The 23274-nt window shown below is 47.4% G+C and carries 26 protein-coding genes; 16 read left to right on the top strand and 10 right to left on the bottom strand.

Features of this window, described 5'->3' with window-relative positions:
* Nucleotides 1-68: 68 nt before the first annotated feature.
* From IC230_RS08150 to IC230_RS08140, 3 genes are all read right to left on the bottom strand, one after another.
* Complete coding sequence (locus IC230_RS08150) at nucleotides 69-1073, bottom strand: NAD(P)H-dependent glycerol-3-phosphate dehydrogenase (RefSeq protein ID WP_191038471.1); 1005 nt, start codon at nucleotides 1071-1073, stop codon at nucleotides 69-71.
* A 72-nt stretch (nucleotides 1074-1145) separates the two neighbouring features.
* A complete protein-coding gene (locus IC230_RS08145) occupies nucleotides 1146-2564 on the bottom strand; it encodes an efflux RND transporter periplasmic adaptor subunit (RefSeq protein WP_191038470.1) in 1419 nt (472 codons plus the stop codon).
* Between the two features lie 87 nt (nucleotides 2565-2651).
* Complete coding sequence (locus IC230_RS08140; protein WP_317171777.1) at nucleotides 2652-4163, bottom strand: TolC family protein; 1512 nt, start codon at nucleotides 4161-4163, stop codon at nucleotides 2652-2654.
* A gap of 52 nt (nucleotides 4164-4215) precedes the next feature.
* On the opposite strand from IC230_RS08140, the gene IC230_RS08135 reads away from it, so the two are divergent.
* Nucleotides 4216-5085, top strand: a complete 870-nt coding sequence (locus IC230_RS08135) for an aminotransferase class IV (protein ID WP_223860426.1) — start codon at nucleotides 4216-4218, stop codon at nucleotides 5083-5085.
* Here IC230_RS08135 and IC230_RS08130 read toward each other — a convergent pair.
* Nucleotides 5050-5751 (bottom strand): ABC transporter ATP-binding protein, encoded by a 702-nt coding sequence (locus tag IC230_RS08130; protein WP_191038469.1) that lies wholly within the window; start codon nucleotides 5749-5751, stop codon nucleotides 5050-5052. The two genes, IC230_RS08135 and IC230_RS08130, sit on opposite strands and share 36 nt — an antisense overlap.
* 52 nt (nucleotides 5752-5803) lie before the next feature.
* Between IC230_RS08130 and IC230_RS08125 the strand changes: the two genes are divergently transcribed.
* From IC230_RS08125 to IC230_RS08110, 4 genes are all read left to right on the top strand, one after another.
* Nucleotides 5804-6250, top strand: a complete 447-nt coding sequence (locus tag IC230_RS08125; protein WP_191038468.1) for a hypothetical protein — start codon at nucleotides 5804-5806, stop codon at nucleotides 6248-6250.
* 185 nt (nucleotides 6251-6435) lie between these two features.
* Nucleotides 6436-7137 carry a head GIN domain-containing protein gene (locus tag IC230_RS08120; RefSeq protein WP_191038467.1) on the top strand — a complete coding sequence of 234 codons (702 nt, stop codon included), beginning with the start codon at nucleotides 6436-6438 and terminating at the stop codon, nucleotides 7135-7137.
* 78 nt (nucleotides 7138-7215) lie between these two features.
* Nucleotides 7216-8355 (top strand): 5-(carboxyamino)imidazole ribonucleotide synthase, encoded by a 1140-nt coding sequence (locus IC230_RS08115; protein WP_191038466.1) that lies wholly within the window; start codon nucleotides 7216-7218, stop codon nucleotides 8353-8355.
* Between the two features lie 88 nt (nucleotides 8356-8443).
* Nucleotides 8444-8611, top strand: a complete 168-nt coding sequence (locus tag IC230_RS08110; protein ID WP_223860424.1) for a DUF2256 domain-containing protein — start codon at nucleotides 8444-8446, stop codon at nucleotides 8609-8611.
* An 11-nt stretch (nucleotides 8612-8622) separates the two neighbouring features.
* On the opposite strand, the gene IC230_RS08105 is transcribed toward IC230_RS08110, so the two are convergent.
* Nucleotides 8623-9459, bottom strand: a complete 837-nt coding sequence (locus IC230_RS08105) for a fumarylacetoacetate hydrolase family protein (RefSeq protein ID WP_191038465.1) — start codon at nucleotides 9457-9459, stop codon at nucleotides 8623-8625.
* A gap of 86 nt (nucleotides 9460-9545) precedes the next feature.
* Between IC230_RS08105 and IC230_RS08100 the strand changes: the two genes are divergently transcribed.
* The 5 genes from IC230_RS08100 (at nucleotide 9546) to IC230_RS08080 (ending at nucleotide 12129) form a co-directional block, all read left to right on the top strand.
* On the top strand, nucleotides 9546-9872 hold the full coding sequence (locus IC230_RS08100; RefSeq protein ID WP_191038464.1) for an ArsR/SmtB family transcription factor: 327 nt from the start codon (nucleotides 9546-9548) through the stop codon (nucleotides 9870-9872).
* A 368-nt stretch (nucleotides 9873-10240) separates the two neighbouring features.
* Entirely contained in the window at nucleotides 10241-10657 is a 417-nt protein-coding gene (locus tag IC230_RS08095) for an arsenate reductase ArsC (protein WP_191038463.1), read from the top strand.
* 37 nt (nucleotides 10658-10694) lie between these two features.
* Nucleotides 10695-11387 carry a DNA repair protein RecO gene (recO, locus tag IC230_RS08090; protein ID WP_191038462.1) on the top strand — a complete coding sequence of 231 codons (693 nt, stop codon included), beginning with the start codon at nucleotides 10695-10697 and terminating at the stop codon, nucleotides 11385-11387.
* A 60-nt stretch (nucleotides 11388-11447) separates the two neighbouring features.
* Complete coding sequence (locus tag IC230_RS08085; protein ID WP_191038461.1) at nucleotides 11448-11744, top strand: type II toxin-antitoxin system HigB family toxin; 297 nt, start codon at nucleotides 11448-11450, stop codon at nucleotides 11742-11744.
* A gap of 16 nt (nucleotides 11745-11760) precedes the next feature.
* Nucleotides 11761-12129, top strand: a complete 369-nt coding sequence (locus tag IC230_RS08080) for a helix-turn-helix domain-containing protein (RefSeq protein WP_191038460.1) — start codon at nucleotides 11761-11763, stop codon at nucleotides 12127-12129.
* 106 nt (nucleotides 12130-12235) lie between these two features.
* On the opposite strand, the gene lptB is transcribed toward IC230_RS08080, so the two are convergent.
* Complete coding sequence (lptB, locus tag IC230_RS08075) at nucleotides 12236-12967, bottom strand: LPS export ABC transporter ATP-binding protein (RefSeq protein WP_191038459.1); 732 nt, start codon at nucleotides 12965-12967, stop codon at nucleotides 12236-12238.
* A 103-nt stretch (nucleotides 12968-13070) separates the two neighbouring features.
* Between lptB and IC230_RS08070 the strand changes: the two genes are divergently transcribed.
* Entirely contained in the window at nucleotides 13071-14285 is a 1215-nt protein-coding gene (locus tag IC230_RS08070) for a DUF2252 domain-containing protein (protein ID WP_191038458.1), read from the top strand.
* Nucleotides 14286-14331: 46 nt separating this feature from the next.
* On the opposite strand, the gene recJ is transcribed toward IC230_RS08070, so the two are convergent.
* Entirely contained in the window at nucleotides 14332-16074 is a 1743-nt protein-coding gene (recJ, locus tag IC230_RS08065; protein WP_191038457.1) for a single-stranded-DNA-specific exonuclease RecJ, read from the bottom strand.
* A 40-nt stretch (nucleotides 16075-16114) separates the two neighbouring features.
* Between recJ and IC230_RS08060 the strand changes: the two genes are divergently transcribed.
* Nucleotides 16115-16537 (top strand): DUF2141 domain-containing protein, encoded by a 423-nt coding sequence (locus IC230_RS08060; protein WP_191038456.1) that lies wholly within the window; start codon nucleotides 16115-16117, stop codon nucleotides 16535-16537.
* A gap of 174 nt (nucleotides 16538-16711) precedes the next feature.
* A complete protein-coding gene (guaB, locus tag IC230_RS08055; protein ID WP_191038455.1) occupies nucleotides 16712-18184 on the top strand; it encodes an IMP dehydrogenase in 1473 nt (490 codons plus the stop codon).
* A gap of 122 nt (nucleotides 18185-18306) precedes the next feature.
* Here guaB and IC230_RS08050 read toward each other — a convergent pair whose 3' ends face one another.
* Nucleotides 18307-19206 (bottom strand): cation transporter, encoded by a 900-nt coding sequence (locus IC230_RS08050; RefSeq protein WP_191038454.1) that lies wholly within the window; start codon nucleotides 19204-19206, stop codon nucleotides 18307-18309.
* A gap of 119 nt (nucleotides 19207-19325) precedes the next feature.
* Here IC230_RS08050 and IC230_RS08045 point away from each other — a divergent pair, with 119 nt between their 5' ends.
* On the top strand, nucleotides 19326-20276 hold the full coding sequence (locus IC230_RS08045) for an aldo/keto reductase (protein WP_191038453.1): 951 nt from the start codon (nucleotides 19326-19328) through the stop codon (nucleotides 20274-20276).
* Between the two features lie 56 nt (nucleotides 20277-20332).
* Here IC230_RS08045 and IC230_RS08040 read toward each other — a convergent pair whose 3' ends face one another.
* On the bottom strand, nucleotides 20333-21079 hold the full coding sequence (locus IC230_RS08040) for a metallophosphoesterase family protein (RefSeq protein WP_191038452.1): 747 nt from the start codon (nucleotides 21077-21079) through the stop codon (nucleotides 20333-20335).
* A gap of 76 nt (nucleotides 21080-21155) precedes the next feature.
* Nucleotides 21156-22001 (bottom strand): nucleoside triphosphate pyrophosphohydrolase, encoded by an 846-nt coding sequence (mazG, locus tag IC230_RS08035; RefSeq protein WP_191038451.1) that lies wholly within the window; start codon nucleotides 21999-22001, stop codon nucleotides 21156-21158.
* Nucleotides 22002-22192: 191 nt separating this feature from the next.
* Here mazG and IC230_RS08030 point away from each other — a divergent pair, with 191 nt between their 5' ends.
* Both IC230_RS08030 and IC230_RS08025 read left to right on the top strand, forming a co-directional pair.
* Nucleotides 22193-22891, top strand: coding sequence for a DUF1361 domain-containing protein (locus IC230_RS08030; protein ID WP_191038450.1), 699 nt, complete (start codon nucleotides 22193-22195; stop codon nucleotides 22889-22891).
* A complete protein-coding gene (locus IC230_RS08025; RefSeq protein ID WP_191038449.1) occupies nucleotides 22875-23255 on the top strand; it encodes a diacylglycerol kinase family protein in 381 nt (126 codons plus the stop codon). The genes IC230_RS08030 and IC230_RS08025 overlap by 17 nt, the downstream gene beginning before the upstream one ends.
* Nucleotides 23256-23274 lie beyond the last annotated feature (19 nt).

Below are 23274 nucleotides of genomic sequence, written 5' to 3'. Positions count from 1 at the left end.
TAAACGTTTGAGAGCCTCCTGATAATTCAGGAGGCTTTTGTTTTTATAGACCTTCTGGTTCTTACGGATCAAGTCAGCACTTCTTTTAATACGTTCATTGCCCCTGTTGGTGCCGCTTTTTCGTACAAAATTTTATAGACAGCCTCGGTAATGGGCATGTCAACGCCAAATTGCTGGTTGATCTCGTAGATACTTTTGACGGCATAATACCCTTCTGCAATCATGTTCATTTCGGCCTGCGCCGACTGAATAGTGTAGCCCCGACCGATGAGCGTACCAAACGTTCGATTCCGGCTGAAAGGCGAATAGGCTGTTACCAATAAGTCTCCGAGGTAAGCCGAGCCGCTTAAATCGCGATGTTTGGGGTAGATTGCATCGACAAATCGCTTGATTTCCTGCATCGCGTTCGATACCAATACGGCCTGGAAATTGTCGCCATACCCCAGCCCCCGAGTAATTCCACAGGCCAGGGCGATGATGTTTTTCATAACGGCACTGTACTCAATGCCGTAAATGTCATCGACGGGCGTCGCCTGTACGAAGCGGCATCGAAGTAGATTCGCTACGTCTTCTGCACGATCGGTGTCCTGCGAAGCAATGGTCAGGTAAGATTGTTTTTCGAGCGCCACTTCTTCTGCATGACATGGGCCAGCAATTACCGACATCCGCTCGTTTGGTACGTTATAATGTTCACTAACCCAATCGGTCACTAACTGATTGGCTTCCGGGACCATTCCTTTAATGGCTGATACGACCGATTTTCCCGTAAAATGGTCTGGTTTTAACCCTCTCAACGCATCGCTGATAAAAGCGGCCGGTACAGCCAGAATAACGTAATCACTGTCTTTAAATGACTCCCGGATTTTGGTACAGACCTTTACTTTTCGGGTGTTGATCTGCACATCACTCAGATAACTGGGATTGTGCCCAAATTTTCGGATATGCTCGGCATCTGAGGCTTTACGGAGCCACCATTTAACGCTGACGTTATTCTCGGAAAGGATTTTGACCAGTGCAGTTGCCCAGCTCCCCCCTCCCACCATAGTCAGCCGAATTGGTTGAGTAAGTTTCATGGGGTAAAGAAAAGAAGAAAGGAGTAAGCAAACCCACAAGATGTCAAAAACCTTATAGGTTTAGTCCCAGCCTTACTTATCGGTTTCTTCTTTCTTCTTGTTTTTATTAGGGTCGCGCTTTATTACGAGTTCGCCATTCTTCAGTTTTTTCGATACAGCAATGAATGGACCTGAAATGATTTGTTCGCCTGATTTCAGACCGGATACGATTTCGATGTTCTCGAAATCGCTGATTCCGGTTTTTACTTCCCGCTGCGTAGCCTTACCATCGACATTGACAAAGACGATTTCTCTCAGCTTTTCCTTCTTCTGAGGGAGATTGGCCGGGTTTTCATCAACTGTACCGCTCGATCTATCCTTTAATTTTTCCGTGTCGACAGCCGTAGAATCTTCTCCGCGCGTGGTTACAGCCGCAATAGGTACACCCAGAATACCAGCTTTATGATCGGTAATAATTTCAACCGAAGCCGTCATACCTGGCTTAAACGGGTACCCTTTTTTATCTTTTTGCGCTAGTAAATCACTGTAGGAACTGTTCAGAATTTTCACTTTCACCTCAAACTCGGTTACGGCATCGGCAGAAAGTGAAGCCGCGGCTGCCGCTCCCGACGAACTCGTCAGACCATTGGCCGTATTGGCAATTTCGTAAACAAGTCCTTTGAATTTACGCCCGGCCGTCGTGTAGGAATCGACTTCAATGTCAGCCGTATCACCGAGATTTACGCGTACAATGTCGTTTTCGTTCACGTTCACGCGAACCTCCATGTTTTGCAGATTGGCAATCCGCATAATCTCCGTTCCGGCCATCTGCGACGTACCAACCACACGTTCGCCAAGCTCGATGTTCAGTTTCGAGACGGTACCGTTCACTGGCGAATAGATCGTCGTTTTACGCAGATTTTCGCTGGCGTCACGCAAGCTGGCTTCGGCGCTCTGAATGTTGAATTGAGATGCCCGAACGTTAGCATTAGCCGCTTCGACTTCCTGTTTTGCTACGTTATAATTTGCCTCACTAGTTTCTAAGTCGGCAGAGGAAATGACTTTATCAGCAAATAATTTCCGATTCCGTTCATAGTCGGCTTTCGCGCGAATCAGTCGGGCGCTTGACTGTGCTACCGATGCTTTTGACTGTTCTAATTGGGCTCGACTCTGGTTAACCGTTGCCCGAGCCCGAGCCATCATGGACTCGTAGTTGTCGGGTCGGATACGGCACAAAAGCTGCCCTGCCTTAACAGGATCGCCCTCGTTTACGTATAGTCCAATGATTTCACCCGATACGTCTGGACTAATTTTAACTTCTACCTGCGGTTGAACGCGCCCGGAAGCACTTACCCGTTCAGTAATATCGGTACGTTTAACTAATGCGAAATCAACTTCAGTCGATTTTGGCTTACCAATGAGACCCGCTTGTTTGGCGGCAACCAGTCCGCCAACAATCAGTAAAATAAGTATACCTAGTATCCACCAAATACGGTTTGATTTATTTTTCATAGGGAGCGAACGAGCGAAAGACTAAAAGTACATAAGAGTGAATTACGCCCTACGAGGTCTTCACTCTTTCAGTCTTTCGCCCTTCCGCTAATTAAAACTTATTGGTTTATTCTGGTAATAATCTAAAATTTTGGTTCTGAATACGTAGTCATACTTCGCCTGTACCAAACTAGCCCGCGCCCGGTCAAGATTCGTTTTGGCAATGCTATAATCTGTGGCATTAATCGCACCCGCATTTAACCGGCTTTCAGCCATTTGAAACGCCCGTTCCAACGAGGCCACCTGCGCCTGTGTAGCTCTATAACGATTAGCACCAGCTCGCATGTTGGTGTAAGCCGTCTCTATTTGTTGACGTAACGTTAAGCGCGTATTGAGAGCTGTCAATTCCGCATTTTGTTGCTGAATTTTAGCCGTTGTGATACGGTTACGTGACAAATTTCCCTGAAAAATCGGAACTCGCAAAAATAGCGATAAGGATTGACTAAAGTTGTTACTTAATTGAGAACCATACGAAATACCACTCCGGTCATAGCCTGGCACCGGCGCGGTAACCGGTATTTGCGCACCCGTTACCGGATCGGTGATAAAGCCGACCGTTGTCTGACCAACTACCTGGCCATTGGGTGTGGATATGTTAGCAGCACTTGAATACAAGGTGCTTAAATTTCCGTTTAGCGACAAGGTAGGATAAAGTCCGCCTTTTGCTACCTGAACGCCCAGGTTCGCGCTTTTGACACGCAAATCCGCTCCCTTTACTTCGGGCAGATTCGTTGACGCTGCATCGTAAAGTTGCTGTACAGTGGCCGTATAAGGATCTAACCCCGGATCAGGAACATTGATTGGCTCTACATTAAACTCCTGGTTGATTGGCACATTCATCGCCTGAAGCAGCGCTACTTTAGCCAGATCAAGCGTATTCTGTGCATTCACAATGTCTACTTCGTTGCTGGCCAGCGTTGCCCGTAATTCATACAAATTTGCTTCAGGAGCCGATCCCGCATTGACCAGACGCTGGGTACGCTCCAACTGCGCCCGTGTTACGTCGGCCTGACGTTGGGCAATGGCAAACTGTTCTGTACCCGTTAATACGTTCAGGTAATTTTGTGCAACCGTTAACGATACGTTGTTCTGGGTGGCATTCAACTCCTGTTGACTAGCCTGCAATGACAACTCATTTTGCTTTACCGTGCTACGTAATACGCCACCGTTGAAGAGCGTTGCCGACGTATTAAGCTGAAAACTACTGGAATTAATTGTTTGCTGGACGAATTCGTTCGATTGCGGGTTAATGCTACGTCCCCCGTTAATAGACTGGTTACCCTGAAAAACGGCCGTTGGGAGCTGATTGAGTCGCGCCTGGCGCACCTGCAGATCGGTATTAACGACCGTCAGTTTCCCCTGACGTATCAGTATGTTGTTCTGCTGGGCAATCTCAATGCACTGCTGCAAATTTAGCCGCGATGCCGTGTTGACTACGTCGCTGGGTGATGTAACCGCAGACGGCTGAGTTGTGTTTTGTGCGTAAAGTTCCGACATTCCTGTCGTTAGGAAGAGCGTCGTTATGACTTGTATCTGCTTCCACACCACTTGCATGTTCATAGCGATTTGATGATTCGATATTACACACTTACCTTCGGCGCAACTATCGTTTTTGGATAAACGGCGCAAACTAAGCATGTTTCTGGTTTATAATTCGGATATACTTCCTGAGACTACTTTTCAACTTTCAGCGAACGACCGGGCTTTTCAATATGGCGACGGGTTGTTTGAAACCATTCGCTACGCAAACGGTCAGCTTTGGTTCTGGGCTGACCACTTCGCCCGATTGTCAGCCGGTATGGCGGCACTGCAGCTTATTCGGCCTACCGGATTTACGGCTGAAACGGTTTATCAATGCATTTTACAACTTCTTTCGGCAAACGAACTCACGCATCAGTCTGCTCGCGTTAAAATTCAGGTTTGGCGCCAACCAGGAGGCCTTTATACTCCTACCGTAAACACCACCAATATACTTATTACGGCTCAATCTGGTCCGGATTTTTCGATTACAGAAAAAGCCAGAGTAGCCGTTTATAATGCCTTTCGCTTATCGCTCTCCCCGGTTTCAGCCTTTAAGACCCTGAACGCTCTCCCCTACGTACTGGCAGGTCTATACAAAGAGCAACATAGCCTTAACGACATTATCTTACTCGATACGGAAGGAAACGTGGCGGAATGTCTGGCATCGAACCTATTCTGGTTTTTCGATCAAACGCTGCACACTCCTTCGCTCCAGACAGGTTGTATTAACGGCATCATTCGGCAACAACTCGTGCGACTAGCGCCTACAGTTGGTATTTCCGTAAGCGAAGGATTATACCAACCAGCGGTGTTTTCGAAGGCTGAAGCTATCTTTTGCGCCAATGTAATGGGAATTCAGTGGTTACGCTACGTGAATAATATACGTATCGACGAGAATACCTCTTCATCCATTGATGCAGAAAAACTACTTAACTCCCTCTTCGCTGAGCTTCATCGCTGAAGGTTCTTCCAGCCAGCCATCTTTTAGCCGGATTACCCGCGAGCCATATTCAGCGTTGACTTCAGAGTGAGTTACCTGCACGATCGTTACGCCGTCTTTCTGGTTCAGTTCGCGGAACAATTCCATGATGTCACGGGCCTGATCGGAGTGCAGATTACCCGTTGGTTCATCGGCGAAAATAACCGTAGGCTCAGCGGCCAACGCCCGTGCGATACCAACCAATTGCTGCTGCCCACCCGATAATTGCGCAGGAAACAAATCTTTCTTAGCGACCATGTTGAAGCGATCCAAGAGTTCGGCTACACGACTTTTCCGTTCGGAACCGCTAAGTCCTTTATAAAGCAAAGGTGTCTCGATGTTTTCGTATACCGTCAGCTCATCGATTAAATGATACGCCTGAAATACGAAGCCGATTCGGGTACGGTGGAGTTCAGTACGTCTTTTTTCAGATAGTTTCTGAACGGGCTGATCATCAAAAAAATACTCGCCTTCGGAAGGCTCTTCGAGCAAACCCAGAATGTGCAGCAGCGTAGACTTACCTGAGCCGGATGGCCCCATGATCGACACAAATTCGCCTTGAGCGATATCGAGGTTAATGTTACGCAGCACATAGACCCGGCCAAACCCGGCGGGGTAGAACTTGGAGACGTTGCGGAGTTGAATCATAATTGGTTACTTTTGAAATTCTATCGTTTTTACAACTTACTGCTTCATTAACATGTATATACCCGGCACCAGCGACGACTTGATTTTTCGGGAAGATATGGCCGTTTATGGCCCCCGTGACCACCAACGTATCATCTCCAAATTAACTACCCGGCTTGGTACGCTTTACTATGACGCGAAAGCCATTTCTCTTGAACCGTTACCCGAAACAATGCTTGACGAAGGCCAAGCCAGTCCAACTCCTGACGTAATTCTTTCTAATAATGCATCCGATCAGACACCTATTATTATTGAAGTATGCCATACCAAAGGGCTGAAGCGAGATATCAACAAAGTGATTCGGTTAGTTGATGAAGATGAATATGGCATTCTCGAAGGTTTCGTTTATGATTACAAAACTGAGCATTGGTTCCGTTACCGCAAAGGCGATGCGGGTTTAATGACCCAAACATCGTTTTCCGAAGTCCTCAATCTTGATCTCAATGCCATGCTGGCTTAATTTAGTCAAGCGCCGTGCCAGATTCACAAGTCTGCTGATTTGTAGCCAGTTACTGACAGTTAGAAACGTAAAGCGTCCGTTACCGGACAAAGCTACTGCTGAAATCGGACACCTTTTTTTGTTCACTATGCAACGTAGCAACACTGTTTATCATCTTCACTATAAACCTAAAATTATCTGTACGGATGAAAGCACTTCTTATCTCAGTCATAATGCTCACAGCAGGCGTTAACTCAGCCAGCAACGATTGGAAAAAAGATCGCGCCGTTTCGGGCTTCACGGGCTTAAGCGTAAGTAGCGGTATTGACGTGTATCTGACCCAGGGTAATTCTGAAAAGCTTACGTTAGACGTAAAAGGCATTGACGAAGAGGAAGTGAAATCGGAGATAAAAAACGGTGTTCTAAAACTGTATATCGACCGTAAAGGATTCATGAACTGGAATTTAGGCCGGAGTAATTACGTAAAAGCTTATCTGACGTTCAAGCAGTTATCGAATTTACAGGCGTCGGGCGGAGCGGATGTTTTCGGACAGGGGACGTTGTCATTCAACGATCTGAACGTAGACGCTTCGGGTGGCTCTGATATAAAACTGACCCTAAAAGCGAACAAGCTAAATGTGGAAGCGTCCGGTGGTGCCGATGCCATTCTGGAGGGATCGGCCCGGACGCTCAACGCGAACGGTTCGGGAGGTGCTGACCTCGATGCTCGCAAATTAACCGTCGAAGTTTGCCGGGCCAATTCATCGGGCGGATCTGATGTTTACGTCAATGCATCGCAGGAATTGAGTATGCAGGCATCGGGCGGTTCTGATATTTATTACTACGGTTCGGCCAAAGTGCTATCGAAAAGCAAATCCGGTGGCTCGGATATCAGCCGGAGAGATTAGAAAAAGAGTGAACGAGCGAAGGACTGAACGAGCGAATAATTAATTTCGTGCGCTTTTTCACTCTTTCGTTCGCTCATTTTGACACCTACAATTGGTATACTCGGCGGGGGCCAGCTTGGCCTGATGCTTCTTCAAGCCGCCATCGACTGGAACATCCGCGTTCATATTCTTGATCCTGATGCTGAAGCTCCCTGCCGCCACCTTTGCACGCAGTTTACGCAGGGTTCTCTAACCGATTACGATACAGTTTACCAGTTCGGTCAGACTGTCGATGTATTGACCATTGAAATTGAGCGTGTCAACGTCGAAGCCCTCGAAGCCCTCGAACGCGAAGGGAAGCGGGTATTTCCCCAACCTTCCGTTATCCGTATCATTCAGGACAAACGGCTCCAGAAACAATTTTACCGTGATCATAACCTACCCACGGCCGACTTTATCCTGACTGAAACCCGCGCCGACGTAGCGTTAGTGGAAATCCAGCAACCCGACTTTCTGCCTGCTTTTCACAAGCTGGGCCGGGATGGCTACGATGGTCGTGGGGTGCAACGGATCACATCCGTCGCCGACGTGGGTAAAGCGTTCGACGCGCCGGGCGTTCTGGAAAAAGCGGTTGATTTTGAGAAAGAGTTGGCGGTCATCGTCGCTCGAAACGAACGAGGTGAGACCCAGACATTTCCGACGGTTGAAATGGTGTTTCATCCCGAATTAAACTTAGTCGAATACCTTTTCGCTCCCGCGGTAATCTCAGCCGAAATCAATCAGCAGGCGCAGGACATTGCCCGCCGAACGGCCGATGCCTTTGGCATAGTGGGCCTGTTGGCGGTCGAATTGTTTCTGGACAAACACGGCAACGTATTAATCAATGAAGTAGCTCCGCGTCCGCACAACAGCGGTCATCACACGATCCGGGCCAACATAACGTCACAGTTTGAACAACACTGGCGCGCCATCCTCAATTATCCACTTGGCGATACGTCGGCTTATCAGCCAGCGGCTATGGTGAATTTGCTTGGCGAAGACGGTCATACGGGTCCGGCGGTATACGAAGGCCTGGAAAATCTATTGGGTATGCCGGGCGTTTTCCCATTTTTTTACGGCAAAGCCATCACCAAGCCCTTTCGCAAAATGGGCCACGTAACGGTTATGGACGATTCACTCGAATCGCTACGCGAAAAAGTAGTTCAGGTTCAATCAGGTATCAAAGTAATTTCGGCCTAATTGCCTGATCAGCAGATCGAACGTATAGCCATCAGAAACTAGGCAGGATCAGAACAAACTTCCTAATCAAAGCCTACGTTTTAGACGTATGAAGATGCAAAAAAAACAGAACCTGCCCACCAAGATCTGCCCCGTTTGCAACCGCCCGTTTAGCTGGCGAAAGAAATGGGAGCGCGACTGGGAGCAGGTCGTTTATTGCAGCGACGCCTGCCGACGGGCGGGCAAATCGCACAAAGATTCGCTGGGACTCACCTGATTGATAGACTGCTAGCCGACGGTATTGGTTAGTGTTCCAATACCATCAATGGTGATACTGATTTCATCGCCGGAACGTAGCGTGAAATCGTCAGACGGAACAATGCCGGTGCCGGTCATCAGGTAGCAGCCGTTGGCAAACGAGCACTCGCGGAACAGGAATTCCACCAGCTCCGTATGCTGCCGCTTCATCTGACTGATGGCGATGCTGTTTGTAAACGCAGCCTGCTGATCACGAATGATTTCCAGTTTAATCATCGTATCGGGCGAAACAGGCGTTTCTGGGACGTAGAGACAAGGGCCAAGTGCTGCGCTTCCGTCATACGACTTAGCCTGGGGCAAATACAGTGGATTCTCGCCTTCGATACTCCGCGAACTCATGTCATTGCCGCAGGTGTACCCCACAATTTTGCCCGACGACGTAATGAATAACGTTAATTCCGGCTCGGGTACATTCCAGGTTGAGTCAGCCCGGATGCGAACATTCGCTCCCGGTCCTACTACGCGCTCTGGCGTGGCTTTGAAAAATAGTTCAGGCCGTTCGGCATCGTAAACCCGATCATAAAAATTATCTCCTCCTGATTTTTTGGATTCTTCCATCCGCGCATTCCGGCTACGCAGGTACGTAACACCCGACGCCCATACTTCCTGTCGACCAATGGGTGCCAGTAAGCCCGTTTGAATCCAGGTCTGGCCCTCTGTGAATGGATCGGTTGATGTAGTTAGCTGGTGCAGAAAATCATATAGATCGTCCCGGTTGACTAACGCATCCCAATCGATATCTGGAACGGAATAAAATTGGTTTTGGAATTCAACAACGAAGCCGGAATTGGTTTTGTACAGTTTCATAAAATCTAGGAGGATACATTTTGTAAAGAAAACTTGCGTCTATTTTTACTTTATCGTAATATTACGATGAGAATCAAAAAATAGCGATGGGCTTAACGAAAACTGAAATATTTACGGATCAGGAGAACCGAATCGCCGAGTTGGCCAAAGCGTTTGCGCATCCGGCCCGTGTTGCTATTCTGCAACTTCTGGTTGAACGCAATACCTGCGTCTGTGGTGATCTGGTCGACGAACTTCCACTGGCTCAGGCTACTGTATCACAGCACCTGAAAGAACTCAAACGCATCGGTATTATCAAAGGGGATATTGATCCACCCCGCGTGTGCTACTGTATTAACGAAACGGTTTGGGAAGAGTCCAGGCAGTTGTTTGCTGGATTTATGAGTCAGCCTATTGAACGGAGTTGCTGTTAAATTTTTTTGTACCTATTCATCGCAATATTACGATGGATCTTGATTTGGCTTCGAAGCACGTATATATTTGTTCACGTTAAACACAAAGAATCATGGAAACATCGGATTGCTGTGAAATCGACGATTGCTGCACTGACAATGGTGAATGCTGTTGTGAGGACGATTGCTGCTAGACTGACAGCTTCTCCAGACGGGTATTCCTGTTTGGAGAAGCTGATTAACGGATAGTAACCTTTAAAAATAATTTCGCCTAAGAACCGAAGCTGCTGGTCAACTGCATTGAAGCATTTACGCGTATTCAGCAAACGTAGCAGCGTAGCGAACGTTGCTTATCGTCGGCTATTGGTATGAAACAAACACGTTGATACATGAAACGAATTCTGGTTCTCTGCACAGGGAATTCAACACGTAGCCAGATGGCTCACGGCTATTTACAGAAATTTGCTGGTGATCGGGCCGACGTGTTGAGCGCAGGCGTCGAAACACACGGACTTAACCCGAAAGCCGTTCAGATTATGGCCGAAGACGGCATTGACATTAGTCATCACACCTCGAACCTGGCAGACGAATACGCTCACCTACCTATTGACTACGTCATCACCGTTTGTGATCATGCAAGCGAGCGTTGCCCGGTCTGGACAGGCAAAACAAATCGAATTCACCAAAATTTTTCAGATCCTTCGAAAGCGGGTGGAGATCCAGATCTGATACTGGCTCTCTATCGGGAGGTACGTAACGAGATTCGGGAATTTAGCCGGGAATTTGTGGAAAAAGAATTAACTTAGTAGGCTTACGTATTACCGCTTCGGCGGTTGAATAAACATGCTGCAAAAAACGCAGGGAATAGCCCTCAGTTATATCCGTTACCGCGAAACGTCTATCATTGCCCGCATCTATACCGAAGAGTTTGGGTTACAAAGCTATCTGGTCAATAGTGTTCGCACGGCCCGGAGTAAGAACAACAAAATCGCTCTATTTCAGCCGTTAACGTTGCTTGACATGGTCGTTTATAACAAGCCCGACCGCGATCTGCACCGATTGTCGGAAATGAAAACCAGCCATCCGTTTCAGAGCTTGCCGTTCGAGGTTACTAAATCGACCATTGCCATGTTCGTGACGGAATTTTTAAATAAAGTACTGAAAGAGGAAGCCAATAATCCGACCCTTTTTCGCTTCCTGGTAAACTCGGTTTTATTTCTGGAAAATGCTCATTCGAACTATGAGAATTTTCACCTTGCCTTTTTGTTAAAACTATCGTTTTTCCTGGGTTTCGGCCCCGAATCAGCCCGCGAGTTTGAGAATCAGCTTCGCGAAAACTCCTATCCATTTCTACCCGACAATGAAATGGAAACGGCACTCAACATTATGCTACGTCAACCGCTCGGAACCCCTATCAAACTGAGCCGGTCAGCACGTAACGAACTGCTTGACGCCTTGGTGGCCTATTATCAAATTCACATTGATTCAATCGGCGAAGTAAAATCGCTGCCGGTATTGCGGGAGGTTTTAGGATAAAACAGAAAAAGTTCCCATTTCGAGAACTAAAAATCCCCTTCGTGCCTTATTATTGCTGCAATGAAACGAATCATTGCAAAGCGAACGCTCAAAGAATTTTGGGAAAAGCATTCCAACGCTGAGCAGTACTTAAAGACTTGGTATGAAACAGCTAAACAGGCTAATTGGAAAAGTCCAAACGATATCAAGAACACATATGCTAATGCCAGCATCGTTGCTGGGAATAGAGTCGTGTTTAATATCAAAGGCAATGATTATCGGCTGATTGTGAAATTTAATTATCAGCGACAATGGGCATTCATCCGTTTTGTGGGTACTCATGCCGAATACGACAAAGTAGATGCTGAAACGGTGTAAACTTCAAATTCTTTGTATGGACATTAAACCAATAAAAACAGAGGCTGATTACGAGCAAGCGCTAAAACGACTTGACGAAATTTTCGATGCATCTGCTGATACACCCGAAGGCGATGAAGCCGAATTGTTGAGTCTGTTAATCGACAGCTACGAAAACGAACATTATACCATCGAAGCCCCTGACCCAATTGAAGCTATCAAGATTCGGTTAGAAGAAATGGATTTGAAACAACAGGACCTGGTGGGTATCATTGGTGGTAAAAGTCGGGTTTCGGAAGTGCTTAATCGCAAACGAAAATTGACGGTAGAAATGATTCGGAATCTTACTGATGCACTCCATTTGTCGGCTTCAAGCTTAATAAAGGAATATCAACTTGCAAAATAACACACCGCAGCAGAGTTGAAGCTGTCAAAAATTCCATAGTCAAAAGTAGACACCTTTTGATCTGTATAGAATGGTTTCTTTCACGGCCAACCGTCACGGTACTACGTTAAATCTTCCGCTTCAACTCAAAATGCTGGCCCAGATACAGCCGTCGAACCTGTTCGTCACTGGCTAGTTCTTCGGCGGTACCTTGCTTCAGAATCTTCCCTTCAAATAACAAATAAGCCCGGTCGGTAATCGAGAGGGTTTCGTTTACGTTGTGGTCCGTAATGAGAATGCCGATGTTACGGTGTTTGAGCTTAGCTACGATGCTCTGAATATCCTCTACGGCAATTGGGTCAACGCCAGCAAACGGCTCATCCAGAAGAATGAATTTTGGGTCAACGGCCAGCGCGCGGGCAATTTCGGTACGTCGGCGCTCACCCCCGGAAAGCACTTTACCCTTGCTTTTCCGAACGTGCGTTAAACTAAACTCTTCCAGTAATTCTTCCACTTTGGCTTTACGCTCCTGCTTCGGTGTATCGCTCAGTTCCAATACGGCCAGTACGTTCTCCTCGACCGTTAAATCGCGAAAAACCGAGGCTTCCTGCGCCAGATAACCCAGGCCGAGTCGGGCCCGTTTGTACATTGGTAGATCCGTTACGTCCTTATCGTCGATAAACACCTTACCACTGTTGGGTTTCACCAAACCAACAGCCATGTAAAACGAAGTAGTTTTTCCGGCACCGTTTGGTCCCAGCAGTCCAACAATTTCGCCCGTTTCAACCTGGTACGATACGTTGTTGTTGACCAGCCGTGATCCGTATTTTTTAATCAAATTTTCAGTTCTGAGAATCATTTTGTTTTGTTATTTCAGCAAAGTTCGGCCTTATCCGGGCGTCTGCCAACTATTTCTGGCCGTAACGCCACCCGAATGCCCCTAATTAACAATTATTAATGCCATGACGACTTCGTCCGTTCCCGAGCGTATTCTATCATTCAATTCCGATCGTAACCCAGCGCTGCTTACAGGTAAGTATTCGGCCATGCGTGAAAGTGCTTTTCGCTTTTTTCGAGGGACAAGCCATCTGTTCAACAACGATATTCCGGCGACATCGTTTATCTGGGAATCGCCACAAACCTGGAATGTCGGAGATCTGCATATCGAGAATTTCGGTTCATTCAAAGCCGACAACCGCGTTCCTTATTTTGATCTGAACGATTTCGATGAATGTATTCTGGCCCCGAATCTGGCCGATCTGGCTCGCCTGACCTGTAGCGTATACGTTGCGGCCGATTCACTGAACCTAAATGCTGCTGAGGTAGACCATCTGGCTAAAAAACTGATAATCAGCTATGCATCAACCCTTTCTCTCGGTTATATCCGCCCGTTGGAGCAGGAGACAGCAACAGGCATCATCCGGCACTTCCTACGCTCGGTCCAGTTTCGCAAAAGACGCCCGTTTCTGAAGCGATTTGTTACGTACAGGAAACACCACATCCGCTTCAAAAAAAGCAATTTGCACGTTCGCCCGATCGACGAAGACACCAAAACACAGATTGCTTCGTTGCTGACCAACTGGGCAGAGGGGCAGCCAGATCCAGACTTTTTCAACGTACTGGACGTAGCGCATCGGGTAGTTGGTACGGGTAGCCTGGGCATCGATCGGTTTATTGTGCTGGTTGGTCATTCCCTTAAACCAGGAAAGCAGTTTCTGCTGGATGTGAAGCGAGCCCTCCCATCAACACTCCAAATGCGTTTAGCCAGTCGGCAACCATACTGGTCCAACGAGGCCGAACGTGTTGTAGAGGTTCAGAAACGAATGCAGGCAGCCTCTCCGGCGCTTCTCTACCCGCTGACTTTACCAAACGGGTCGTACGTTTTGCGGGAACTTCAGCCTATCGAAGACAAAATAACCCTGGCCGGATTGATTGGCAAACATAAGAAGGTAGAGTCACTGATCGCCACCATGGGTCAGTTGTGCGCGTGGAGTCATCTGCGTAGTAGTGGCCGACAGGGATCAGCCATTGCAGACGAGCTGATTGCTTTCGGCCTGGACCTCGATGCCTGGCAACAGCTGTTAATAGACTATGCATACGCATACGCTCGGCAGGTCAAAGCAGATTATACGACGTATTGTCAGGCTTACGATGATGAGTTCTTCAAAGTGGGTTGATTGAACGATAGCCCCGGTTCCAGTTTCCTACGGCTGTTACCAACAACTAAACTTTCACATCCTTCAGCATCAACTGCAGGGAGACATTTCCGTTGAAAAAATTCTGCTCGACCTGATAGCAAATCGAGAAGGGTTTACCCGGCCGAAGCTGATCAGCAATGTGGGCAAGGCCAAAACCAACCGCTGTCAGCGTATGGCCTGATCTGCTCTGCCGTACATTGATTTTCAGATGCTTTTCCTTCATGATAATCGGTTCACTGACCAGATACACATCCTCCGTCATAAACGTCGGTTGCATATTGTGCGGTCCAAAAGGTCCCATCTGTTTAACGATCCGGACGAGCTTATCGCTGATCTCGCTAAAATCAAGCGGGAGGTCGATGTCGATCAGCGGGGTAAGGTGTTCTTCCTTGATCTTACGCGAGACAACTTCCTCGAACTTCTGTCGGAACGCATCGATATTGTTAACAGGCATGGTCATGCCAGCCGCAAACGTGTGCCCGCCGAATTGTTCCAATAGATCAGCACACTCTTCAATAGCTTCGTACACATCAAAACCCGGCACCGACCGTGCTGACCCAGCCGCTTTGTCGTTGGATTGCGTCAGGATAATGGTTGGTCGGTGAAAATGCTCAATACACCGCGACGCTACAATTCCAATCACCCCTTTGTGCCAACTGGCATCGAACAGCACAGTACTTTTGGCACGAGTCAGCGTATCGCTTTCCCGAATCATAGTCAGTGCCTGTTCCGTAATGCTGGAATCGAACTCACGTCGGCTATTGTTGTGCTTGTTAATCGCCATAGCGAACGTATCCGCTTCTTCTTCCGATTCGGCCAATAGCAACTGAACTGCCGCTTTGGCGTGCTGAATCCGTCCGGCAGCGTTGATACGTGGTCCCAGACCAAATACCAGATTCGTGATGTCCAGCTCCCGCGAAAAACCTGCTACTTTGATTAACGCTTTTAGCCCAGTACGTGGCGTCGAATTAAGGTATTTTAAGCCATAAAAGGCCAGTACCCGATTCTCACCCGTCAGCGGCACAATGTCCGATGCAATGCTAACAGCCACCAGATCAAGGTGCGGGTATAATTGCTGCAGCTCAATGTTTTTCTCGATGCAGAATGCCTGTAACAACTTGAAGCCAACCCCGCACCCACTCAATTCTTTATAAGGATACTGGCAATCTTCGCGTTTCGGGTCCAGCACGGCTGCAGCATCGGGCAGTTCCGTTCCGGGGCGGTGGTGGTCGCAGATAATGAAATCGACACCGAGGGCTTTCGCTTCAGCCACCCGGTCAATGGATTTAATGCCGCAGTCAAGGGCGATAATCAGGGAAAAACCATTTTCAGCTGCCCATTCAATTCCCTGCCGCGAGATACCATAGCCTTCCTTGTACCGGTCTGGAATGTAATAGTCGATCGCTGAATGATAGTTTTTCAGAAAGCTATAGACCAACGCTACCGACGTAGTGCCGTCTACATCATAATCGCCATAGATCAGAATCTTTTCCTGCCGTTCGGGACGCATCGCCCGTAGCAATCGCTCGATAGCCCGATCCATATCCTTCATGGCGAAAGGATCGTGCAGGTGTCCCGTTTCGGGTCGGAAGAACGAACGCGCTTCCTCGTAGGTTGTTACGTCACGCTGAACGAGCAGAGCCGCCAAAAATGAACTAATGCCCAGCGACTGAGTTAATGACTCAATCGCTATCCGTTGTTCGGCCGAATCGGGGAAGGGTTTTGTTGTCCAGCGTTTCACGGTTGACGGGGGCGGTTGAGCGATCATAGTTGCAAGATAAATCCGTTTTTAGAAAAACTCAGTGTATATGTTCTATTTGCTTTTAATTCTCAATCTGTTTCTGACTGATGGCAACGTTCCCTCGTCACCCAAAAAAGCTAACCTGAAGGTTGACATTCAAAATATTAAGACCTTGAAAGGCTCCGTCTTTATTGCGCTGTTCAAGTCAGGAACTGAGTTTCCCAGTGGGAAAGCAACCGAAGGAAAAAAGGTGGATGCTAACAGTCATAGTGTTCAGACAACTTTTTCTGTCGAGCCAGGCGAATATGCTGTGGCGGTTTTTCACGATGAAAATGCGAATGGCAAAATGGACAAAGGCATGTTTGGTATTCCGAAAGAACCGTATGGCTTCAGCAACAACTTTCGACCTAAAATGTCGGCTCCTAAATTCAGCGATTGTCAGTTTACCGTTGGGAATGACGGCAAGTCGATCAGTATTGAGGTGAAGTAATCTGATCCGTATAGACCTTCGCGCAGGTTTTATGATGATCAAAAAGATTAGCAAGCGACTCAATGTTCGTCATGTAAATCTTTTCAATCTTCCATAAAATCCTGTGGGAACGTCCGTACAATTCAGTTTTTTTCGTAATTTTACCCGGCAAATAACACAACCTGCTATTTGCTCATGAGCTTAGATACCAGTAAGTTTCTTTACGAGGCTCTCACCTACGACGACGTACTGCTCTTACCTGCCTACTCGGAGGTACTTCCCCGCGATACGCAAACAACTACCCAGCTTACCCGAACGATCCGATTGAACATTCCGCTGATTTCGGCGGCCATGGATACGGTTACAGAATCCGATCTGGCCATTGCGATGGCACAGGAAGGCGGCATCGGCATTATTCACAAGAATATGAGCGTTGAGGCTCAGGCCGATCAGGTCCGCAAGGTTAAACGTTCGGAAAGTGGGATGATCATCGATCCCATTACGCTCCTCGAATCCGCTACGTTAGGCGACGCTCATAAGATTATGCGGGAATCTAAAATTGGCGGGATTCCAGTCGTTGATCATTCCGGCAAGCTAGTCGGCATCCTGACCAACCGCGACCTGCGCTTCCAGAATGACCTGTCAAAACCTGTTACGGACGTAATGACCCGCGAAAAGCTCATTACCGCACGTGAAGGTCTAACGCTGGAAGAAGCGGAGAGCATTCTGCAACAATACCGCATCGAGAAATTACCGATCGTGAATGACGATTACCACCTGGTTGGGCTTATCACTTACAAAGACATTCTGAAGAAAAAGAGCCATCCTAATGCCTGCAAAGATGAATTGGGGCGGCTTCGTGTTGGGGCAGCTGTGGGCGTAACGCCTGACCTTACCCGACGTATTACAGCACTCGTAAAAGCGGGGGTCGACGTAATCAGTGTCGATACGGCACATGGTCATTCCAAAGGTGTATTGGATGCCGTACGGAGTATTAAGCAACAGTTTCCTAAACTTCAGGTCATTGCCGGCAACGTAGCGACAGGCGAAGGCGCCAAAGCGTTGGCCGATGCCGGGGCTGATGCCGTCAAAGTTGGCGTAGGACCAGGCAGTATCTGTACGACACGTATCATTGCCGGTATCGGAATGCCGCAGTTAACCGCTGTGTATGAATCAGCCAAAGCCCTACAAGGTACAGATGTCCCGATCATTGCTGACGGCGGTATTCGCTTTTCGGGCGATATCACCAAAGCAATCGCCGGTGGCGCCAGTACGGTCATGATCGGGTCACTGCTGGCCGGAACCGAAGAGGCTCCCGGCGAAGTGGTTCTGTATGAAGGGCGTCGGTTCAAGACGTACCGGGGCATGGGATCAGTCGAAGCGATGGAAGATGGGTCGAAAGACCGCTATTTCCAGGATGCCGAAGACGACATTAAAAAACTCGTTCCCGAAGGAATCGTTGGACGCGTACCGTTTAAAGGGAAGGTTTCGGAGATTACGTATCAGTTGGTCGGTGGCCTGAAAGCCGGTATGGGTTATTGTGGTGCTGCCGACATTCCGGCACTCCAGCAAGCCAAGTTTGTGAAGATCACTACAGCGGGTTCGCGCGAAAGCCACCCGCACGATATTTCGATTCAAAAAGAAGCACCGAACTATTCGGCTCGGTAAGTCTGAACCGATACGCTACATCGGTCTGACTGGAGTTGATTTTCTGTTATTGTAGAGAGCCTGTATTCTGTTGATTTTGACAGATACAGGCTCTGATTTTTGTCGGCTGAGCGATTTGCTTTCTACCTCAGGCTAAAAATCAAATGATGGTTGGGGTTGATTTCACCCAGAATTGTTCTGCCTTCGGTTTCCCATTCTTCCAACAGATCATGAGACCACTTGGCTTTGTCATTCAGGTACAATTGAACCTCGACAACCAATATTCCAGAAAGGTCGATAGCCGTGAAGTTTGGCGTAAAGGCTTTAATATGAGGAATTTGTTGATGAAATCGGGCAATAATGTCTTTCTGAATGGGTTCATCGATCGACCGAAGCGACAGTTTTCGGATATTTTCAGCAAACATCTGAATCAGGCTAATGCTCATACCAATTGAAAGCAAAATGCAGAAAACCGGGTCAACATAATTGGCAGCCGCTGTGTATCCAAAACGCGTCAGAAGATAGGCAACCGAAAAGGAGAGCATAATACAGACGTTATAAAAAATGTCGATTTTCCATTCGATCGCATCGACCCGTAAGATTTGCGAGCCGGTTTCTACAGCCGATTTATGGATGTAGTAGTAAGCAATCCCATTCAAAATCAACGTAACGCCTGCGTACAGAAACACGATTCCGTGTTCAGGTTCCGACGGTCCTGATGCAATTGATCCAATCGATTCGCCAATCGCTTTCAGGCAAATCAGAATAATCATAAAACTACGCATCAGGTTTAGAATCGGCACAAATCCTGAGTAGCCTAAAGGATGGGACGTAGTGGATGGCCGGCTCTGTAGCCTGGAAACGTAGATTGTAACAATACCGATCAGGCCGCTAATGATGTATGAGCCCGCGTCTAATTCAACGATATTCGACGTAGTGAGTTCATTGAAAACGAGGCCCCAAACCATCAGCGCCAGTACCATTACCAGCGAAATTTTCAATTTCTTCTGTTCCTCAGCGTGTTTTTGTAGGCTATTTATCATCTATCCGTCTTTCAGGGGGTTCTATTTTTTAATCCAGCCTGAACAAACAGTCCCATGAGCAGGGCTGTTGTTCCAGTATCATGGTTCAGTTGATGGATGAGAACAAAATTAACAACCTAATGGAAAAACGTACTATTGGCCACACCGATCTGGCTGTGGCTCCGCTGGCTTTTGGCGGCAATGTATTCGGCTGGACTGCCGACGAGCAAACTTCGTTTCAACTCCTCGACGCCTTCGCCGATGCAGGCTTTAATCTAATCGATACGGCCGATTCTTATTCGCACTGGGTACCGGGAAACAAGGGTGGCGAATCGGAAACTATCATTGGCAACTGGCTGAAAAAGAGTGGCAAGCGTGATCAGATCATTATTTCAACAAAAGTTGGTTCGGGCTTACCAGATGGTAAAAAAGATCTCTCGGCCAAATACATATTGAACGCCGTAGACAAATCGCTCCAGCGTCTGCAAACGGACTATATTGATCTGTACCAATCGCACTATGACGACTTAGATACACTAATCGAAGAGACGCTGGAAGCTTTTGGGCAGATGATCAAGGCGGGTAAAGTCCGCTTTATTGGCGCTTCGAACTTCTCTCCCGAACGATTGACACAATCCCTGGAAATAAGCCAGAAAGAAGGTTTTCCCGTTTACCAGTCTTTACAGCCCGAATATAATTTGTATGATCGGGAGACGTATGAGACGCAATATGAGCCAATCGTAAACAAGTACGGTCTAGGTGTGATCAATTACTATTCACTGGCAAGCGGTTTCCTTACCGGTAAATACCGTTCAGAAGCCGATTTATCGAAAAGCCCGCGAGGAGAAGGCGTAAAGCATTACTTGGATGAGCGGGGAATGCGTATCCTGAAAGCACTCGATGAAGTTGCTGAAGCGTACAAAGCAACACTAGCACAGATTTCTTTAGCGTGGCTGATTAGTCAGTCCAGCATTACGGCTCCTATTGCCAGCGCTACCAGCGTAACGCAGTTTCAGGACATTGCCAAAGCCGCTGACTTGAAGTTAGACAGTTCGGCATTGTATAAGCTAAACGCAGCCAGCGCTTTCTGAGCCAGATGCATTTTATTCATGTAAGCTCCAGCTTTCGTAAAAAAGTGGAGCTTACATCAAACTGATTTAGGTTCAACGTAGTGAACTGTGCTGATGGTACCGTGGGTCGTCAGATCAATTTCCCGAATGCCGATGCGATAGTTATCAATGGCGAATTCCGGCGTATCATGTTTCATCTGGTAGAATGTCGAAGGCGACAATAGAACCAGCAGATTACCTCGTTGAACTTCTTTCTCGACATGATAATGACCACAAACTACTGTAACATGACAGGGCAGGTCTTTTACCAGTTCTAAAAACTCGGTGGGTTCACGGAACGGATAACGGGTGTCCATAAAAAGCACATCGGCTGGTATTGGCGAATGGTGCATGAATATCAGTACGTTAGTATCACGTAACGCAATCAGGTAATCACGAAACCAGGTCCACTGTTCGGGCGAAAAATCACCTTTAGACGAATCCAGGAATAACGTCGGACGCCCTTCCAGCGGCAAAGCATAATACAACTCGTTGTCATGCAGATCATGGGTCATTCGAAACACCTCTGCAATTAGCGCTGAGTCGTCGTGATTGCCGGGAATGACGTAATATTGAAATGGCAGATCATCAATTTGTTTCCTGACCCATTCATAAATGCTTCGGTCGCCGACGGTATTCGAAATATCCCCACCAATCACTAAGCAATTCGGCTTTACTTCGGTCAAATAAGCCAGTGCATCCAAAAAATTCTGTCGCACATCAACACCCTGGATTTTTTCGCCTTCAGCGCCAAGATGCATATCGGTTATAAACGCTATTCTCATAAATCTGAACCTCGATTTGAACAAGATTAAAAAGGTTAGCAAGATTTTTATCTCACCAGCAATCAGAGCAATCCTGTCAAAAATCAAGTATAGTTTTCGCTTCGTTCCAATATACGTCCATTTCGGAGAGCGTCATCTCATTTAACTTTTTACCATTGGCCCGAGCTTGTTGTTCAATATACTGAAAGCGTTTAATGAATTTTTTATTGGTACGTTCAAGGGCCGTTTCAGGGTTGATATCAATGAAACGGGCGTAGTTAACGAGCGAAAATAGTAAATCACCAAATTCCCCTTCGGCACGCTCGATATCTATTGTTACGTTCGATTCCGCTGGTTCTCCGTCGAGGTTGAATTCAGCTTTAAATTCCTGCATCTCTTCTTCAACTTTCTCCCAAACCTGCTGCTTCTCGTCCCAGTCGAAACCGGCTCCGCGCGCTTTCTCCTGAATGCGCATGGCCTTCACCAGCGCAGGTAATGATCCCGGCACCCCACCTAACACGGATTTATTCCCTTCTTTCAGCTTGAGTTGTTCCCAGTTGGCCTTTACCTGCTCTTCAGTCTCCGCGATTGTATCGCCGTATATATGCGGATGCCGACTAATGAGTTTATCACACACACTGTTCAATACGTCAGCCATATCAAAGCGGTCCGGCGATTCGGTGCCGGTCTCGGAAGCAATTTTGGCATAAAAAACCAAGTGCAATTGGATATCGCCCAGCTCTTTACGTATCTCCTGCACATCTTTTTCCAGGATAGCATCAGAGAGTTCGTAGGTTTCTTCAATGGTCAGGTGGCGCAGGCTGTCCATCGTTTGTTTGCGATCCCAGGGGCACTGTTCGCGCAGTTCGTCCATGATGGTTAACAGCCGGTCGAAAGCCATCAGTTGTTCCTGACGGCGGGGGGACAATTGGTCAAAATTCATTCAGGAAGCTTGTATGCGTTTAAGTAAAGATAATACATTCGATCAAACAACGAGTGCAGGTTGGTCTCAGCTATTTCCGCCCGCCCATGAACCTCAGCTGACCTGCTTACAAGTCTGCCAAAAATTTTTATTCGTTTGTTTGCTACGTATTGATTTTGTTCGTTTACTTTGCATCACAAAGTACTTTACAAATGCATCAATCTCTCTATTCTCCACTTGATCGTGATTTGTCGCTACCGCGCGACGCACGTCCGGGCAAAAGCTTACAGGCTCTGACCCTTCTAACCCTCACCGCACTAAGTTTAGTTATTATGCGGGGCCTGATTACGGGCAACTGGTGGTTTTTCATCATGCTGACGTGGAATCTGTTTCTGGCCTGGTTTCCGCTAGGTGTCGTGCTGGTATTGCGGGATTTACGCCAAAGTGGTTTTCGTAGTAAATGGCTGCTATCTGCGGGATTAGCCATCTGGCTAGCCTTTTTGCCAAACGCGCCTTATATCATCACCGACCTGTTTCACATAAAAAACATCGACAATACTCTGCTCTGGTTCGATACCATGTCGCTGTTTCTCTTCGCCTTAACGGGCTTGCTTGTAGGGCTTTACTCCATTTTAATTGTTCACCGGATGATACGTCCGCTGTTCGGCGAGTTATTAACCTGGCTGTTGATCGTGGGCAGTCAGTTCTTATCAGGATTTGGGATATACCTGGGCCGAGTCGGGCGGTGGAATAGCTGGGACGTATTGACACGGCCAACTTCGCTGACCAAAGCCATCGCCTATGTTTATCAGGACCATTTAAGTCTGAAACTGACGCTTGGCTACGGATTCGTGCTAATCGTCTTATACGTAGCATTTTACTGGTACGTCGAGCATGATAAACGTTCGTAAAGTACTACGTAGTTTTCGGTTTGCCAGTCAGGGGATTATCGACTTGTTTCGGTACGAGAACAATGCCAAAGTCCACCTGCTCATCGCGAGTCTGGTTGTTCTCGTCGGGTTCTATTTTCAGTTGGACCGTATCGAATGGGCAATTATTCTGACGCAAATTGGGCTGGTATGGGCCGCTGAGGCTTTTAATACAGCCATCGAAAAGTTATGCGACTTTGTGTCACCGGGCATTCATCCGCAGATTAAAGCCATTAAGGATTTATCGTCAGGAGCCGTATTGATCTTAACCATTGCCGCTGTCCTTGTTGGCCTTGTTATCCTGGGCAGTCATCTAATCGCTACTTTTTATTCACTTATTCGCTAAATCTTTATCGCACCGGCGC

Origin of the sequence: Spirosoma validum (genome assembly GCF_014699035.1) — a bacterium.
GTDB lineage: Bacteria > Bacteroidota > Bacteroidia > Cytophagales > Spirosomataceae > Spirosoma > Spirosoma validum.
Note: the sequence above shows the minus strand (reverse complement) of the source record. Positions and strands in the feature narration are given on the sequence as shown.